The organism is Pseudomonas sp. CCI3.1, from assembly GCF_034313985.1.
Lineage (GTDB): Bacteria > Pseudomonadota > Gammaproteobacteria > Pseudomonadales > Pseudomonadaceae > Aquipseudomonas > Aquipseudomonas psychrophila.
The window spans coordinates 1,123,545-1,137,415 of record NZ_JAVIWO010000001.1; the positions used below are offsets into that span (position 1 = coordinate 1,123,545).

15 protein-coding genes and 1 pseudogene are annotated in these 13,871 nt (G+C 57.7%); 12 read left to right on the forward strand and 4 right to left on the reverse strand.

Annotated features, from left to right (window positions below; translation table 11 throughout):
- Positions 1-124: 124 nt before the first annotated feature.
- The 9 genes and pseudogenes from RGV06_RS25735 to kch form a co-directional block, all read left to right on the forward strand.
- A pseudogene (locus RGV06_RS25735) lies at positions 125-421 on the forward strand (urease subunit beta); the annotation flags it as partial.
- 195 nt (positions 422-616) lie between these two features.
- On the forward strand, positions 617-2,335 hold the full coding sequence (locus RGV06_RS04965; protein WP_046808628.1) for an urease subunit alpha: 1,719 nt from the start codon (positions 617-619) through the stop codon (positions 2,333-2,335).
- A gap of 82 nt (positions 2,336-2,417) precedes the next feature.
- Complete coding sequence (ureE, locus tag RGV06_RS04970) at positions 2,418-3,089, forward strand: urease accessory protein UreE (RefSeq protein ID WP_019828473.1); 672 nt, start codon at positions 2,418-2,420, stop codon at positions 3,087-3,089.
- Positions 3,090-3,110: 21 nt separating this feature from the next.
- Positions 3,111-3,797 (forward strand): urease accessory protein UreF, encoded by a 687-nt coding sequence (locus tag RGV06_RS04975; protein WP_019828474.1) that lies wholly within the window; start codon positions 3,111-3,113, stop codon positions 3,795-3,797.
- 65 nt (positions 3,798-3,862) lie between these two features.
- The gene (ureG, locus tag RGV06_RS04980; RefSeq protein ID WP_019828475.1) at positions 3,863-4,510 is read left to right on the forward strand and encodes an urease accessory protein UreG; all 648 of its coding nucleotides are present in this window, start codon (positions 3,863-3,865) and stop codon (positions 4,508-4,510) included.
- Positions 4,507-5,469 carry an urease accessory protein UreD gene (locus tag RGV06_RS04985; RefSeq protein WP_019828476.1) on the forward strand — a complete coding sequence of 321 codons (963 nt, stop codon included), beginning with the start codon at positions 4,507-4,509 and terminating at the stop codon, positions 5,467-5,469. Before ureG ends, RGV06_RS04985 begins: the two co-directional genes overlap by 4 nt.
- A 156-nt stretch (positions 5,470-5,625) precedes the next feature.
- Complete coding sequence (gene yut, locus RGV06_RS04990; protein ID WP_019828477.1) at positions 5,626-6,606, forward strand: urea transporter; 981 nt, start codon at positions 5,626-5,628, stop codon at positions 6,604-6,606.
- A gap of 27 nt (positions 6,607-6,633) precedes the next feature.
- A complete protein-coding gene (locus RGV06_RS04995; protein ID WP_046808627.1) occupies positions 6,634-7,692 on the forward strand; it encodes a HoxN/HupN/NixA family nickel/cobalt transporter in 1,059 nt (352 codons plus the stop codon).
- Positions 7,693-7,781: 89 nt separating this feature from the next.
- On the forward strand, positions 7,782-8,957 hold the full coding sequence (gene kch / locus RGV06_RS05000) for a voltage-gated potassium channel protein (protein ID WP_046808626.1): 1,176 nt from the start codon (positions 7,782-7,784) through the stop codon (positions 8,955-8,957).
- Positions 8,958-9,045: 88 nt separating this feature from the next.
- Here kch and crcB (RGV06_RS05005) read toward each other — a convergent pair whose 3' ends face one another.
- Positions 9,046-9,444: a fluoride efflux transporter CrcB gene (gene crcB / locus RGV06_RS05005; protein WP_046808625.1), complete on the reverse strand. Its 399-nt coding sequence runs from the start codon at positions 9,442-9,444 to the stop codon at positions 9,046-9,048.
- A 16-nt stretch (positions 9,445-9,460) separates the two neighbouring features.
- Positions 9,461-9,841, reverse strand: a complete 381-nt coding sequence (gene crcB / locus RGV06_RS05010) for a fluoride efflux transporter CrcB (RefSeq protein WP_019826008.1) — start codon at positions 9,839-9,841, stop codon at positions 9,461-9,463.
- 202 nt (positions 9,842-10,043) lie between these two features.
- Here crcB (RGV06_RS05010) and RGV06_RS05015 point away from each other — a divergent pair, with 202 nt between their 5' ends.
- The 3 genes from RGV06_RS05015 (at position 10,044) to RGV06_RS05025 (ending at position 11,097) form a co-directional block, all read left to right on the forward strand.
- Complete coding sequence (locus RGV06_RS05015) at positions 10,044-10,346, forward strand: type II toxin-antitoxin system HigB family toxin (protein ID WP_019826011.1); 303 nt, start codon at positions 10,044-10,046, stop codon at positions 10,344-10,346.
- Positions 10,347-10,349: 3 nt separating this feature from the next.
- Positions 10,350-10,718: a helix-turn-helix domain-containing protein gene (locus RGV06_RS05020; RefSeq protein WP_019826012.1), complete on the forward strand. Its 369-nt coding sequence runs from the start codon at positions 10,350-10,352 to the stop codon at positions 10,716-10,718.
- Between the two features lie 100 nt (positions 10,719-10,818).
- Positions 10,819-11,097: a hypothetical protein gene (locus RGV06_RS05025; RefSeq protein WP_019826014.1), complete on the forward strand. Its 279-nt coding sequence runs from the start codon at positions 10,819-10,821 to the stop codon at positions 11,095-11,097.
- Here the strand turns inward: RGV06_RS05025 and RGV06_RS05030 are convergent.
- A complete protein-coding gene (locus RGV06_RS05030) occupies positions 11,094-13,457 on the reverse strand; it encodes a DNA polymerase II (RefSeq protein WP_322149508.1) in 2,364 nt (787 codons plus the stop codon). The two genes, RGV06_RS05025 and RGV06_RS05030, sit on opposite strands and share 4 nt — an antisense overlap.
- 18 nt (positions 13,458-13,475) lie before the next feature.
- Complete coding sequence (locus RGV06_RS05035; protein WP_037032389.1) at positions 13,476-13,829, reverse strand: hypothetical protein; 354 nt, start codon at positions 13,827-13,829, stop codon at positions 13,476-13,478.
- Positions 13,830-13,871 lie beyond the last annotated feature (42 nt).

Genomic DNA, 13,871 nt, shown 5'->3' on the forward strand with positions numbered 1-13,871 from the left:
ACGTTTTGAGGAGTCAGTCATGAGCACTAAAGAGACCGCAGGGCCGCACCAGGACACCCACCCGAAGCACAACATCCCTCACGCCAAAAACCCTGGCGGCGTACACAAGGGCAATGAAGCTGACGTGCCTCTGGGCGGGACCATCTTCGCCAGCACCCCGATCACATTCAACGAAGACCGTCCCGTCACCAAAGTCAAAGTGCGCAACACCGGCGATCGCCCGATCCAGATCGGCTCACACTTTCATTTTTTCGAAGTCAATCGTGCCCTTGAGTTCGATCGTGCCGCAGCCTTTGGCAAGCGCCTGAACATCTCGGCTACCACCGCCATCCGCTTCGAGCCGGGCGATGAAATTGAAGTGCCGCTGATTCCGTACGGTGGCAAGCAAACCCTTTACGGCTTCAACAACCTGGTCGATGGCTGGGCACCGGACAAAATGACCAGCAACCATGAACGCCCGGAAAAACTCCAGGCCATTCAGCGCGCGGTCGATCACGGCTTCAAATTTTCCAAGCCGGCCAAGCCCACCAACGACAAGTAACCACAGCATTTTCATATTTTGCACTCGCGCCGTTTAGTCATTGACGCCCGCGCGGCATTAGAAAAGGAGCCACCGATGCCAACCATTTCACGCAAAGAATATGCAGGCCTGTTCGGCCCAACCACGGGCGACAAAATCCGCCTGGGTGATACCAACCTGTTTGTCGAGATTGAAAAGGACTTACGTGGTTACGGCGAAGAATCCGTCTACGGCGGCGGCAAATCCCTGCGCGACGGCATGGGGGCTGACAACACCCTGACCCGGGACAATGGCGTACTGGACCTGGTGATCACCAACGTCACCATCATCGACGCGATCCAGGGCGTGATCAAAGCCGACGTGGGCGTGCGTGACGGCAAGATTGTCGGTATCGGCAAAAGCGGTAACCCGGGCACCATGAGCGGTGTGACCCCCGGTCTGGTGGTGGGTGTGAGCACCGACGCCATCTCCGGTGAGCATTTGATCCTGACCGCAGCCGGGATCGACACCCACGTTCACCTGATCTCGCCACAACAGGCCTATCACGCGCTGTCCAACGGCGTGACCACCTTCTTCGGCGGCGGCATCGGCCCTACCGACGGGACCAACGGCACCACCGTGACCGCGGGCCCGTGGAACATCCGCCAGATGCTGCGCTCGCTGGAAGGTCTGCCGATCAACGTCGGCATGCTGGGCAAGGGCAACTCCTTCGGCCGCGATCCGCTGGTCGAACAAATCATCGCCGGTGTAGCCGGTCTTAAGGTTCACGAGGACTGGGGCGCAACTTCAAACGCCATACGCCATGCGCTGCGTACTGCCGATGAGATGGACGTCCAGGTGTCGGTGCATACCGACAGCTTGAACGAATGTGGTTACGTCGAAGACACCATTGATGCCTTCGAGGGTCGCACCATTCACACCTTCCATACCGAAGGCGCCGGCGGCGGTCACGCCCCCGACATCATCAAGGTGGCGAGCCAGAGCAACGTGCTGCCGAGTTCGACTAACCCGACCCTGCCCTACGGCGTCAACAGCCAGGCCGAGTTGTTCGACATGATCATGGTCTGTCACAACCTTAACCCCAACGTGCCGGCTGACGTATCGTTTGCCGAAAGCCGGGTACGCCCGGAAACCATTGCCGCCGAAAACGTGCTGCAGGACATGGGCGTGATTTCCATGTTCTCCAGTGACTCTCAGGCCATGGGCCGGGTCGGTGAAAACTGGTTGCGCGTGATCCAGACCGCCCATGCGATGAAGGCTTCACGCGGCAAACTGCCGGAAGACAGTGCCGACAACGACAACTTCCGTGTACTGCGGTACGTGGCCAAGATCACCATCAACCCGGCGCTCGCCCAAGGTATCAGCCATGTGCTGGGCTCGGTCGAAGTCGGCAAGATGGCCGACCTGGTGCTCTGGGACCCGCGTTTCTTCGGTGCCAAGCCGAAGATGGTCATCAAGGGCGGCATGATCAACTGGGCGGCAATGGGTGATCCGAACGCCTCCCTGCCAACTCCGCAGCCCGTGTTCTACCGTCCGATGTTTGGCGCGTACGGTAAAACCGTGCAAGACACCTGCGTCACGTTTGTTTCGCAAGCGGCGCTTGAAGACGGCGTGAAAGAAAAAGCCGGGCTTGAACGTCAGGTCGTGGCAGTCCGGGGCTGTCGCACCGTGTCCAAAAAAGACCTGGTGCGCAACGACCAGACACCGAATATCGAAGTTGACCCTGAAACCTTCGCCGTAAAAGTCGACGGTGTGCACGCCACGTGCAAACCCATCGATGTGGCCACCATGAACCAGCGTTATTTCTTTGGCTAAAGTCTGAACGGGCAGCCGCCGGGAGCGCATTCATCCCCGGCGGCAAACGCCCGGCAAATGATTCGGGGAAGGAGTTTGCGACGTGATTTTGATTGAACACATTCTGGGTAACGCCAAGAAAGACACGCTCTGGAAACAGAAACTGGAAGGCGCCAATGTCGACCTGCTGGTGCTGGACCAGCGTGAAGCGCAAAAAAGCCGCTGCCGGCGCACCAGTCTCGGCGGTCTGGACCTGGGTATCTCGCTGGAGCGCAACGTCGTGTTGTCCGACGGTGATGTGCTGCTGTGGGACGACGCCACCAACACTGCGGTGGTGGTGCAACTGAATCTGCGTGACGTGATGGTGATTGACCTCAAGGAACTTAAACAGCAACCCCTGGACGTTTTGATCAAAACCAGCTTTGAACTGGGCCATGCCCTGGGCAACCAACACTGGAAAGCCGTGACCAAAAACAACGAGGTGTACATCCCTCTCACGGTCGAAACCAAAATGATGGACTCGGTGATGCGCACCCACGGTTTTCAACATTTGCCGTATGCCTTTGTCGGCGGCGCTGAAATCCTGCCGCTGCTGACTACTTCAGAAGCACGTCTGCTGTTTGGCGGCGCCGAAGAAACCGACACCCACGTTCACGTGGCCAGCCCGCAAGACAAGCTGGACGCCGCAGCCCTAAAGATCCAGGGCCTGCACAGCAAAGACTCGCACAGTCACAGCCACGACAATGGCCATACGTTTCACAGCCATAAGCACTGAATCCGGCAAGAAGGCGCTTTGATGAACGCATCAGATCTAATTCGCATCATGCAGTTTGGCGATTCCGTATTGCCAGTCGGTGCCTTTTCGTTCTCGAACGGCGTGGAATCCGCCATTCAGAAAGGCATCGTTCACGATGTCGCGACCCTCAAGGGTTTTGTCCTCACGGCTCTCAAACAAGCGGCCAGTTGTGACGGCATGGGCGTCGTCGCAGCCCACCGGGCCTGCGTCGCCGACGACCGCGACGCAATTTTGCGCGCTGATTGGGCGGTTAATAACCGTAAGCTCAACGAAGAAAGTCGGCTGATGGCCACCCGCATGGGTAAAAAACTGGCCGAAATGTCGATCCATGTCGTCGAAAAACCCTTGGTCCGCTGGTGGCTGGAGCAGATCAAGGCCGGCAATGCGGCGGGTACTTACCCCGTCACCCAGGCCGTAGTGATGTCGACCCAGGGCATTGGCGCCAGGGAAGTGGTGGTGATGCACCAGTACGGTGTCGCCATGACCATTCTCAGCGCCGCCATGCGCTTGATGCGGGTCACGCACCTGGACACCCAGCACATTCTGTTCGAACTCAACCATGACATTGAAGCCTTCTGCGATATCGCTGAAATCGGCGATATCGATCAAATGTCCTCCTATGTACCCATCGTCGATGTGCTTGCCGCCGTACACGTCAAAGCCCACGTACGACTATTCATGAACTGACACCCGTGGCCTGCGTTGACAGGGTCAACGCTCAATCAGCTCCCCTATCTGGTAAGGAAATAACCGTGAAAAAGATTACTCGTATTGGTATTGGCGGCCCGGTCGGTTCAGGTAAAACCGCGATCATCGAAGTGATCACTCCGATTCTGATCAACCGTGGCTACAAACCACTGATCATCACCAACGACATCGTCACCACCGAAGACGCCAAGCAGGTAAAACGCACCCTCAAGGGGATCCTGGACGAAGACAAAATCCTGGGCGTGGAGACCGGTGCCTGCCCGCACACGGCAGTGCGTGAGGACCCGAGCATGAACATTGCGGCGGTCGAAGAAATGGAAGAAAAGTTCCCCGACAGCGACCTGATCATGATCGAGAGCGGCGGCGACAACCTGACCCTGACCTTCAGCCCTGCCCTGGCCGACTTCTACATCTACGTGATCGACGTGGCCGAAGGCGAAAAAATCCCGCGCAAAAACGGCCCGGGTCTGGTGCAGGCCGACATTCTGATCATTAACAAGATCGACCTTGCCCCTTATGTCGGCGCCAGCCTGGATGTCATGGAGAGTGACACTAAAGTGGTGCGCGGCAACCGCCCGTACATTCTCACCAACTGCAAAACCGGCCACGGCATTGAAGAGCTGGTGGACATGATCGAACACATGTTCCTGTTCGCACAAAAACCGGCGGTCAAGAGCGAGGTCACTGCATGACAGCGCAGAGCCAGATCGTGAACACCCCGTCACGGCTTCGCGCTCACTCATTAGGCAATGATGCGCCGGAGCTGTCCCAGTACCAGGACGAACCACCGCAAATGCAAAGCGGTGCCGCAGGTAAAAGCGGCTACCTGCGACTGGGTTTTGAAAAACGCGGCAATCGCAGTGTGCTGGCGGATATGGAGCGGCGGGTACCGTCGCTGGTACAGCGGGCCCTGTATTGGGACGAGGTGATGCCCCAACTGCCCTGCGTGACCATGATTTCAACTTCAGGCTGCGTGCTGCAGGGCGATCGCCTGGCCACTGACGTCACGGTGGGGGTGGGTGCCTGCGGGCACGTCACCACCCAGTCAGCGACCAAAGTGCATTCGATGGATGCCAACTACGCCACGCAAATCCAGCACTTGCGGATCGAGGAAGACGGCTATCTGGAGTTCATGCCAGATCCGCTCATACCCCATCGCAATGCGCGGTTTATCACCAACACCCAGATCAAGATCCATCCCACGGCGACGGCGATCTACTGCGAAGTGTTGATGTCGGGGCGCAAATACCACCACATCGATGAGCGCTTCGGTTTTGACGTGTACTCCTCGCGAGTGAGCGCTGAAAACCTTGAGGGCCGTGAGTTGTTTGTCGAGAAGTACATTCTTGAACCGAAAAAGGAGAGCCTGGACGCCATTGGCGTCATGCAAACCTTCGACGTGTTCGGCAACGTGGTGTTGCTCACGCCCAAAGAGCATCACAACCGGATTGTGGAGCGCATCCCGGCGCTCTTCGACATGACTGCAGGGCTGGCCAGCGGCGTCACCCGCCTGCCGAACGACTGCGGCCTGATTTTCAAGGTGCTGGGCAATGACAGCGGTGAGGTCAAGGCGCAAATCCGCGAGTTCTGGAAAGTTGCCCGCGAAGAGATTCTGGGTTTGACACTGCAACCGCAGTTTCTGTGGAAGTAGCTGTGTAGCTTCGCGTTGTTCGTCAGAGGCTACAGAAAGGTCAACTGTGGGAGCGAGCCTGCTCGCGAAGGTTGTTCGCGAGCAGGCTCGCTCCCACAGGGGGACATAGCATTACCAGGGCGGCTCTTGGCCGAATGCATAATTGGGAGAGTCAATATGGAAACTGCATCCAAGTGGTCAAAAGTGGCGGATGGCAACGTCGTCCTTGAGTTTATCGACGTCACCCTGCGCGGTTGCGCTCAGGTCATGTTCCAGAACAATCCGCTGACCGGATTGTTTTTTTTCGCTGCGATCTTTGTCGGGGCTTTTGCCGAAGGTAATCCGGCCGTGGCCTACGGCAGCGTACTGGGCACCGTAGTGGCAACCCTCACCGGCATGCACCTCAAGGACCACACGTCCTGGAAAGCCGGTCTGTACGGCTATAACGGCTGCCTGGTGGGTGTTGCCTTGCCGACCTTTCTCGCCGTCACCCCCATCCTGTGGCTGTGCATCATCCTGGGCAGCGCAGTCTCGGTAATCGTCACCATCTGCATTGCCGACATCCTGAAAACCTGGAAAGTCGCCGCACTGACCGCCCCCTTCGTACTCGTAACCTGGACCATGCTGCTGGCCAGCTATGCCTTTGGCGGACTGGAAAACAGCTCACTGCCCGTCCCCAACCTGCCCCACGACCTGATCGCCTATAACAGCAATCTGTTCGACGGCATCGACCTGTTCAAAAGTACGTTTTACGGCGTCTCTGAAGTGTTTCTGATTAGCACGGTGATTGGTAGCGTGCTGTTTCTGGCAGGGCTGGCGGTGTCATCGTTATGGGCAGCCGTGTTCGGCCTTCTGGGCTCGCTGCTGGCCGTGCTGACCGCGGTGGTCCTGCAGGCCGAACACACCAGCATCAATAACGGCCTGTATGCATTCAGCGCTGTACTGACGGCCATCGCCCTCGGGTCAACGTTCAACAAACCCAGCTGGCGAGTGCTGATCTACACCCTGGTGGGCGTAATCTTCACTGTATTTGTACAAGGTGCCTTGAATACAGTATTGGGCCCGGCAGGTATCCCGACACTGACCATGCCCTTTGTGCTGGCTTCATGGTTATTTCTGGTACCTAACAAAGACGTCATGCCGGCCCACCGCCAATAACTTTCGATGCCTTGCCGGAGTCTTCCCATGACCGTGATTGCCCGACCCCTTGCCGGTGCCGAACCGTCGAACACCACGCGTCGTGCCATTTACCTGCTGGCCGGTTTGGTCCTGGCCAACCTCCTTGCCTGGGCCTGGGCCTTTATCGAGTTCGGCAACAACCCGATACTGATGGGCACCGCATTACTGGCGTACGGCTTCGGCCTGCGCCACGCCGTGGATGCCGACCACATCGCAGCCATCGACAATGTCACCCGCAAACTGATGCAGCAGGGCAAACGACCGATTGCCGTAGGCACCTGGTTCTCCCTGGGGCATTCCACCATCGTGGTCCTGGCATCCTTTGCCATCGCCGTCACGGCGTTGGCTTTCAAGGACGACATGGAGTGGTTCCATGAAACCGGCGGATTGATCGGCACCCTGGTGTCATCGGTGTTCCTGCTGCTGTTCGGCGTGCTCAACCTGGTGATCCTGATCTCGGTGTACAAGAAGTTCAGGCTGGTCAAGGCTGGCCACAGCCTGCCCCCCGAAGAGCTGGACCTGATCTCCACCAACAAGGGTGGCCTGATGGCGCGGATCTTTGGCCGGGTGTTCAACCTGGTGGATAAAAGCTGGCACATGTACCCGGTGGGTTTTCTGTTTGGCCTGGGTTTTGACACCGCCACCGAAATCGGCCTGCTGGGCATCAGCGCCACCAGTGCCTCGCACGGCATCAGCCTGTGGTCGATCATGGTCTTCCCGATACTGTTCGCGGTGGGCATGGCCCTGATCGACTCACTGGACAACTTCGTGATGATCGGTGCCTACGGCTGGGCGTTTTCCAAACCGGTGCGCAAGCTCTATTACAACATCACCATTACTGCCGCCTCGGTGGTGGTTGCGTTGTTCATCGGCGGCATCGAGGCATTGGGACTGATTGCCGACAAGCTGGAGCTAACAGGGGGAATATGGACACCGATCAATGCCATCAGTGAAAACTTCGGCGAAATTGGCTACTGGATCATCGGCATGTTTGTGCTGTGCTGGTTAATTTCGGCCCTCAACTACTACCTCCGCGGTTATGACCAACTGGCTGCCAATACCTGATAAAGGCCAAGCACTCGGCCCCCCGTGTGGCAGGCATAAAAACCTGACCTACACTCCCTTCACCCCTCAACAGACGCGTCGTAGGTGCCATGACTTTATTACAGGACGTAAAAAATCGGATCTCCTTTGCCTATGGAGTCGCCTTGTTGGTGGCGATCAATGGCTTTCTTTTATTTTTGCCGGTGTTGCAGCGTGGTATTGCTCACGCCAATACAGTCTCTGGCTCATTTGACTCCTGGAAGGAGGCCTTAAGATTTTTAGATTTACTCGAAATACCCGGATTTGTGGTGGGATTTGTACTGGTACTGATGTCACTGGGGCTGCTGATCAAGTCGCGCATCAGTTGGTTTTTCGCATTATTGCTCTTAGTGGCCACCGTCTGCGTTGATGTCTTTATCCTTAAGAAACCCGACGGCGTGACCTTCTTTTCACTCTTCACCCTTGCGGTACTGGCCTTCTATTGGCGCCGGTTCGACCACTACAGTCTGGCCACAGGCAGCTTCTTTGCGGTGGTCAGCATTGCCTCGCTGATCGTCTACAGCACGCTGGGCACGCTCTACATCGGTGAAGGATTCGCACCCCCCGTTACCGACCTGCCGTCAGCTTTCTACTTCGCCATTGTGGTGATGTCGACCGTGGGGTTTGGCGACATCGTCCCGCACACCACCGATGCGCGGTTTTTCACCCTGACGGTGATCATTCTGGGCATCACCATCTTCGCGATCTCGGTGGCGTCCATTGCCGGCCCGCTGATCAGCAACAACATCCAACGAATCGTTAAAGGCAGGATTACCCACATGGCCCGTAAAAATCACTACATCCTCGTTGGCGTCGGCTCACTGGCACAAAACGTCTACAAAGGCCTGACTGATCGCGGCGAGCACGTCACGGTCGTGTGCACCACCGGCAGCCAGCACGACTTGCCCGAAAAAGCTGACATCATTGAGGGTGACCCATCGGCAGCTGCAACCCTGAAAATGGCCGGTGCCGAGGACGCCAAATACATCGTGACCCTGTGCGACAGCGACGCCGAAAACGTGTTCACCATTCTGGCGGCCAAGGAAGTCGCCGGAGATGACACCCAGATCATCGCGCTGGTCAACGAAACGCGGAACATGCCCAAGGTCAAACGCGTCAACCCGACCATGGTGCTGTCGTTGCCATTGCTGGGCAGTGAGCTGCTGGTGCGGACCCTGCAGGGCGATCAAATCAATAATGACCTGATCACCGAGATGTTCTTCGGCAAGCGTACGTCCCTGGCATAAACACGAGCGGTGTTCTGTGGAAGCGAGCCTGCTCGCGAAGATCATTCGCGAGCAGGCTCGCTCCCACAGTTGAGGGCTTTATCATGTTTTATTGCGAGGTATCGGGGGCAGGCGTGCCCTTGGCCCCGGCCACCAGGCCGAACTCAACGGCGGCAAAACCGATCACCAGACTGAGCACCAGATAGCAGATGGAGACAAATACACCGCTCGGGTCTTTCATCATCTCAACGGCACCGAACACAAAACTGGAGAACGTGGACAGCCCGCCCATGATCCCTGTGCCGACCATGACGTGTACGTATTGATTGATCCGGTTGCTCTTGAACAGCGACGTGGCCACCCCCAGCAGGAAGGCGGCGACGATATTGACGACAAAAATATCCATGGGAAAGCCGTCGGCCAGGCGCGGCACCGACAGCATGACAAATTCGCGGCACATGGCACCAAACGCACCGCCGACGAAAATCAGAATAATCATGTTCAACATGGTGTTTGCTCCTGTGTCAGCGCGCCAGCCAGGCGCCGAATGCGGCGGCGGCCAGACCGACCAGTACCGAGATGATCAGATAACCTGCCGCCCATGCACGATCCTTCGCCTTGGCCAGTTTGGAAGCATCCAGCTGCATGCTACTGAACGTTGTGTAGCCGCCAAGAATACCAGTCAGCACGGCAGCACTCAGGAAGTCGCCGTAGCGGTCACGCCAGTCCACGGTAAACAGAATGCTCAAGTAACCGATCACAAAGGCGCCACTGACGTTGATCAAAAACGTGCCCAGCGGGAATGATCCCTTATAGAACTGCCCCACCCGCAGTCCGATCCACCAGCGCAGCAAAGACCCCAGCCCGCCCCCCAATCCGACCCAAAAAACATCCAGCGCAGTCATGAAGTTCCCTCTCGTGCCTGTTGATTAGTGAGAGGAACTCTAGTTCAGAAATACCAGGAGGCACGTGATTTGGAGCATAAGGGGCGCCACACACTTTCTTGAAGTTTGTGTCTGGTATTAACGAGGAGGACTTGGTAATTGAATAGCCGCTTAGAAATGGAAGTCACTTGCTAAAGTCCCACTATGGGACTAGGATCATTCTATGAGAATTGTTGCGACCAGTCAGCTTAAAAAATTTTGGCAACAGCACCCGGGCTCGAAACAGTCTTTCCTTTGCTGGATAGATGAGGCCAGGCAGGCCGACTGGCAAACACCCGCCGACATCAAGGCCCAGTTTCGCCATGCCAGCATTCTCAAAAGCAGCAGAGTCGTTTTCAACATCAAAGGTAATGAGTATCGACTCGTGGTCGCCGTGGCTTACCGCTTCAGCGCCCTTTACATCAAGTTCGTCGGCACCCACAAACAGTACGACGCCATTGATGCCGATACCGTTGAAATGGAGTAACCCATGAATATTCGCCCAATCCGTACTGAACAAGATTACCAGGACGCCCTGAAGGCTGTTTCCCCTCTGTTCGACAATGAGCCGGAACCAGGCACCCCGCAAGGCGACTACCTCGATGTCATGATCACCTTGATTGAAGCCTATGAAGCGAAGCACTTCCCGATGGACCTGCCCAGCCCGATAGAGGCCATACGCTTCAGGATGGAGCAGTCCGGACTGTCACCTGCCGACCTGGTGCCCGCTATCGGCAGGCAGAACCGGGTTTACGAGGTGCTTAATGGCAAGCGGGCGCTGACACTGCCCATGATCTGGAAACTGCATGAGATGTTTGGCATCCCGGCTGAAAGCTTGATCAGGCCGGCAAAACCTTAGCCGCCAGGTATCCCGTCAGCCCGGCGGTTTAAATACAGGCGATTGCGATGAAAAGGAGTACCCTGCCCTCCGGCTTTATCCCCACGCTTATGGACCCCCTATGTTTCCCAACGCTGAACGCTACAACCACTCCACCGAATACGCCAACAAACTGGTCGACCGCATCGGCCAGACCCCGGCCTGGATTGCCCAGCGCATCGGCGTGACCGAAAAGCGCATGCGCTACATCCTCGCGGGCTCGCGCACGATCAAGGGTGATACCACAGAAATCATCATGAGCTACGCCGAGCAGTTCTGCCTGGAATGCCTGGCCGCTGAAGCCAAGGCCGCCAAGGATCGCGCCAAGTCCAAGGCAACTGCCCCCGGCAGCGACGTTTAAAACAACCCCATCTGCCCGCCCACCAGCGCGCTGAAGTCGTCGTCGACAAACACCAGAATCGCGTCCGCCACCGGTTGTAGCTGACGCGTCAGGTAATGGTCGTAATCCACTTCTGCGGTGCGATTTTCCAAGGGCTGGGGGCCGGCCACGGTAATCACATAGCTGATAGTGCCGCCGTTCTGGTACTGCCGGGGCCGCCCCTGCTGGTCGTTGTACTCATCGGCCAGCCGCGCCGCCCGCACATGGGGCGGTACGTTACGTTCGTAATCACTGAGTTGACGACGCAGACGCTTGCGGTAAATCAACAGTTCGTCATGCTCGCCCGCAAGAGTGCTGCGCACAAAATCCCGCACATAGTCCTGATAGGGCTGGCGATTGAAAATGCGCAGGTACAACGCTTGCTGAAACTGCTGGGCCAGCGGTGACCAGTCGCTGCGCACAGTCTCAAGCCCCTTGTAGACCATCTCCCGACGCCCGTCCGCATGGGCCACCAATCCCGCATAGCGCTTTTTACTGCCCTCTTCGGCGCCGCGAATCGTGGGCATCAGGAACCGGCTGTAGTGGGTTTCGAACTGTAGCTCCAACGCACTGGTGAGCCCGTATTCTTCACGCACATGGGCCTGCCACCACTGGTTGACGTGCTGCACCAGCTCGCGACCGATACGGGCGGCGTCGTCTTCGCTGTGCTCGCTACGCAACCAGACGAAGGTGGAGTCGGTGTCGCCATAGATCACGCTGTAACCCTTGGCCTCGATCAATGCCCGGGTCTTGAGCATGATTTCATGCCCCCGCAAGGTGATCGACGACGCCAGCCGCGTATCGAAAAAACGGCAGCCACTGGAACCCAGCACCCCATAAAACGCATTCATGATGATTTTCAGGGCTTGGGACAAGGGTGCGTTTTTTTCGCGCTTGGCGACTTCGCGACCATTGGCCACCCGTTCGACAATGGCAGGCAAGCAATGCCGGGTTCGCGAAAAGCGCGCCCCGCGAAAGCCTGGCACCGAGGCCTCGTCACTCGGGTCGCGCAACCCTTCTACCAGCCCCAGCGGGTCGATCAGAAAGGTGCGGATAATCGACGGATAAAGGCTTTTGTAATCGAGCACCAGCACCGACTCATAAAGCCCCGGCTGGGACTCCATGACAAAGCCGCCGGGGCTGGCCTGGGGTGGTTTGTCGCCGAGATTGGGGGCGACAAAGCCCTGGCGGTGCATCAACGGCATGTACAAATGGTAAAACGCCGCCACTGAACCACCGCTGCGATCTGCTTCCAGGCCCGTGACCGAAGCCCGTTCCAGCAGAAAGGTCAGCAACTCGGTTTTCGCGAAGATCCGCGTCACCAGCTCGCAATCCTTGAGGTTGTAACGCGCCAGCGCAGGCTTGTCTTCGGCAAACATGCGGTTGATTTCGTCCATGCGCTGATACGGCGTGCTGATGTCCTTGCCTTCACCGAGCAGGGTCTGGGCGACATTTTCCAGGCTAAACGAGGAAAACGACCAGGTTGCCGAGCGCAACGACTCAATACCGTCGATGATCAATCGCCCCGCCGCACTGGCGAAGAAATGATTATTGCGGGTGCCGTGTTCGCGCCACTGCATTTCACTGCCCGCACGCCCCAGCAGCAGCGGGATACCCAGGCGCCGGGCATGCTCGTGCAACACCCGCAGGTCAAATTGCACGACGTTCCAACCGATGATCGCATCGGGGTCATGCTGTGCCATCCACTGGTTCAGGCGCAGCAGCAAGTCGCCGCGGGTAGCGCAGAACTCAAGATCGAAATCGACCGCAGTGTCCGCCTCGGTGGCTTTGCCCAGCATGTACACCTGACGCTGGCCACAGCCCTCTAGGGCAATGGAATACAGATCACCCTGGGCACTGGTTTCAATATCCAGCGAGACCAGTTTCAAGCGCGGCCGATAATCGGGATGCGGCTTCATCCTGGCATCCAGTAGCGATCCATCGCCCTGAGCCCGTCCGCCAAAACTCACCGGGGCGGTGATGAAACGCTCCATCAGAAAACGTTCCGGCGGGCGCACATCGGCCTCGAACACATCGACCCCGGCGCGCCGCAGACGCTGGGCGACGTCCATCAACTGGGCATGCTGACGGCAGTAAAGGCCCATGACCGGTCGCGATTGAAAATCGCAGAGCTGCAGCTCACGAAACTCCACGCCACGCTCATCCTGCAACAGGGCCTGCGCCTGAGCGAGCTGCACCGTCGGGATAAACGCGGTTGAGGTCTGATAAGGCAGGCGTACGTGCTGCGGCCCGTCATCGGTGGCCAGCCAGAAGTCGACTTCGATCCCCGACGGCGTATCGCGCCAATGCCGGGTCAGGACAAACCCCTGCTTCAACTCCACCGCAGCACCCTCAAGAACTTACAAACATGTCGCCAGCATCGCCAAACGGCGCATGGCTGCAGCGTCGCCCGGTTGCTTGGCGTAGTAGCTCACCGCAGTGCCCGTACCTTGCGGCACCAGATCGGCAAAGGATTCTGCGCCACGGGTATACACCGTCTGCTGACCAGCCTTGTCGCTGTTGAGATAGGCACTGGCATCTACCCCGAAAACGCTTTCGTCTTCCCACGAAAACTTGATGCATTCGGCGACCAGCGCCGTGGCTTTATCTGACGCCAGCACCCGGACCGGGGCTTTGCTGCGGGCAGTGTCCATCGCAGGAGACACACAACCGGCCAGCAAGGCCAGGCTCAAAACGCCAATCAGCATTCGCATTGGAAATCCCCTCAATAAAGGTCAACACGATAGCACGCGGCC

Excerpts from the sequence above, each read along its gene's own strand:
- RGV06_RS04965 (WP_046808628.1), top strand. The coding sequence starts at position 617 with ATGCCAACCATTTCACGCAAAGAATATGCAGGCCTGTTCGGCCCAACC.
- RGV06_RS04975 (WP_019828474.1), top strand. The coding sequence starts at position 3,111 with ATGAACGCATCAGATCTAATTCGCATCATGCAGTTTGGCGATTCCGTA.
- RGV06_RS04985 (WP_019828476.1), top strand. The coding sequence starts at position 4,507 with ATGACAGCGCAGAGCCAGATCGTGAACACCCCGTCACGGCTTCGCGCT.
- yut (WP_019828477.1), top strand. The coding sequence starts at position 5,626 with ATGGAAACTGCATCCAAGTGGTCAAAAGTGGCGGATGGCAACGTCGTC.
- RGV06_RS04995 (WP_046808627.1), top strand. The coding sequence starts at position 6,634 with ATGACCGTGATTGCCCGACCCCTTGCCGGTGCCGAACCGTCGAACACC.
- kch (WP_046808626.1), top strand. The coding sequence starts at position 7,782 with ATGACTTTATTACAGGACGTAAAAAATCGGATCTCCTTTGCCTATGGA.
- crcB (WP_046808625.1), bottom strand. The coding sequence starts at position 9,444 with ATGTTGAACATGATTATTCTGATTTTCGTCGGCGGTGCGTTTGGTGCC.
- crcB (WP_019826008.1), bottom strand. The coding sequence starts at position 9,841 with ATGACTGCGCTGGATGTTTTTTGGGTCGGATTGGGGGGCGGGCTGGGG.
- RGV06_RS05015 (WP_019826011.1), top strand. The coding sequence starts at position 10,044 with ATGAGAATTGTTGCGACCAGTCAGCTTAAAAAATTTTGGCAACAGCAC.
- RGV06_RS05020 (WP_019826012.1), top strand. The coding sequence starts at position 10,350 with ATGAATATTCGCCCAATCCGTACTGAACAAGATTACCAGGACGCCCTG.
- RGV06_RS05025 (WP_019826014.1), top strand. The coding sequence starts at position 10,819 with ATGTTTCCCAACGCTGAACGCTACAACCACTCCACCGAATACGCCAAC.
- RGV06_RS05035 (WP_037032389.1), bottom strand. The coding sequence starts at position 13,829 with ATGCGAATGCTGATTGGCGTTTTGAGCCTGGCCTTGCTGGCCGGTTGT.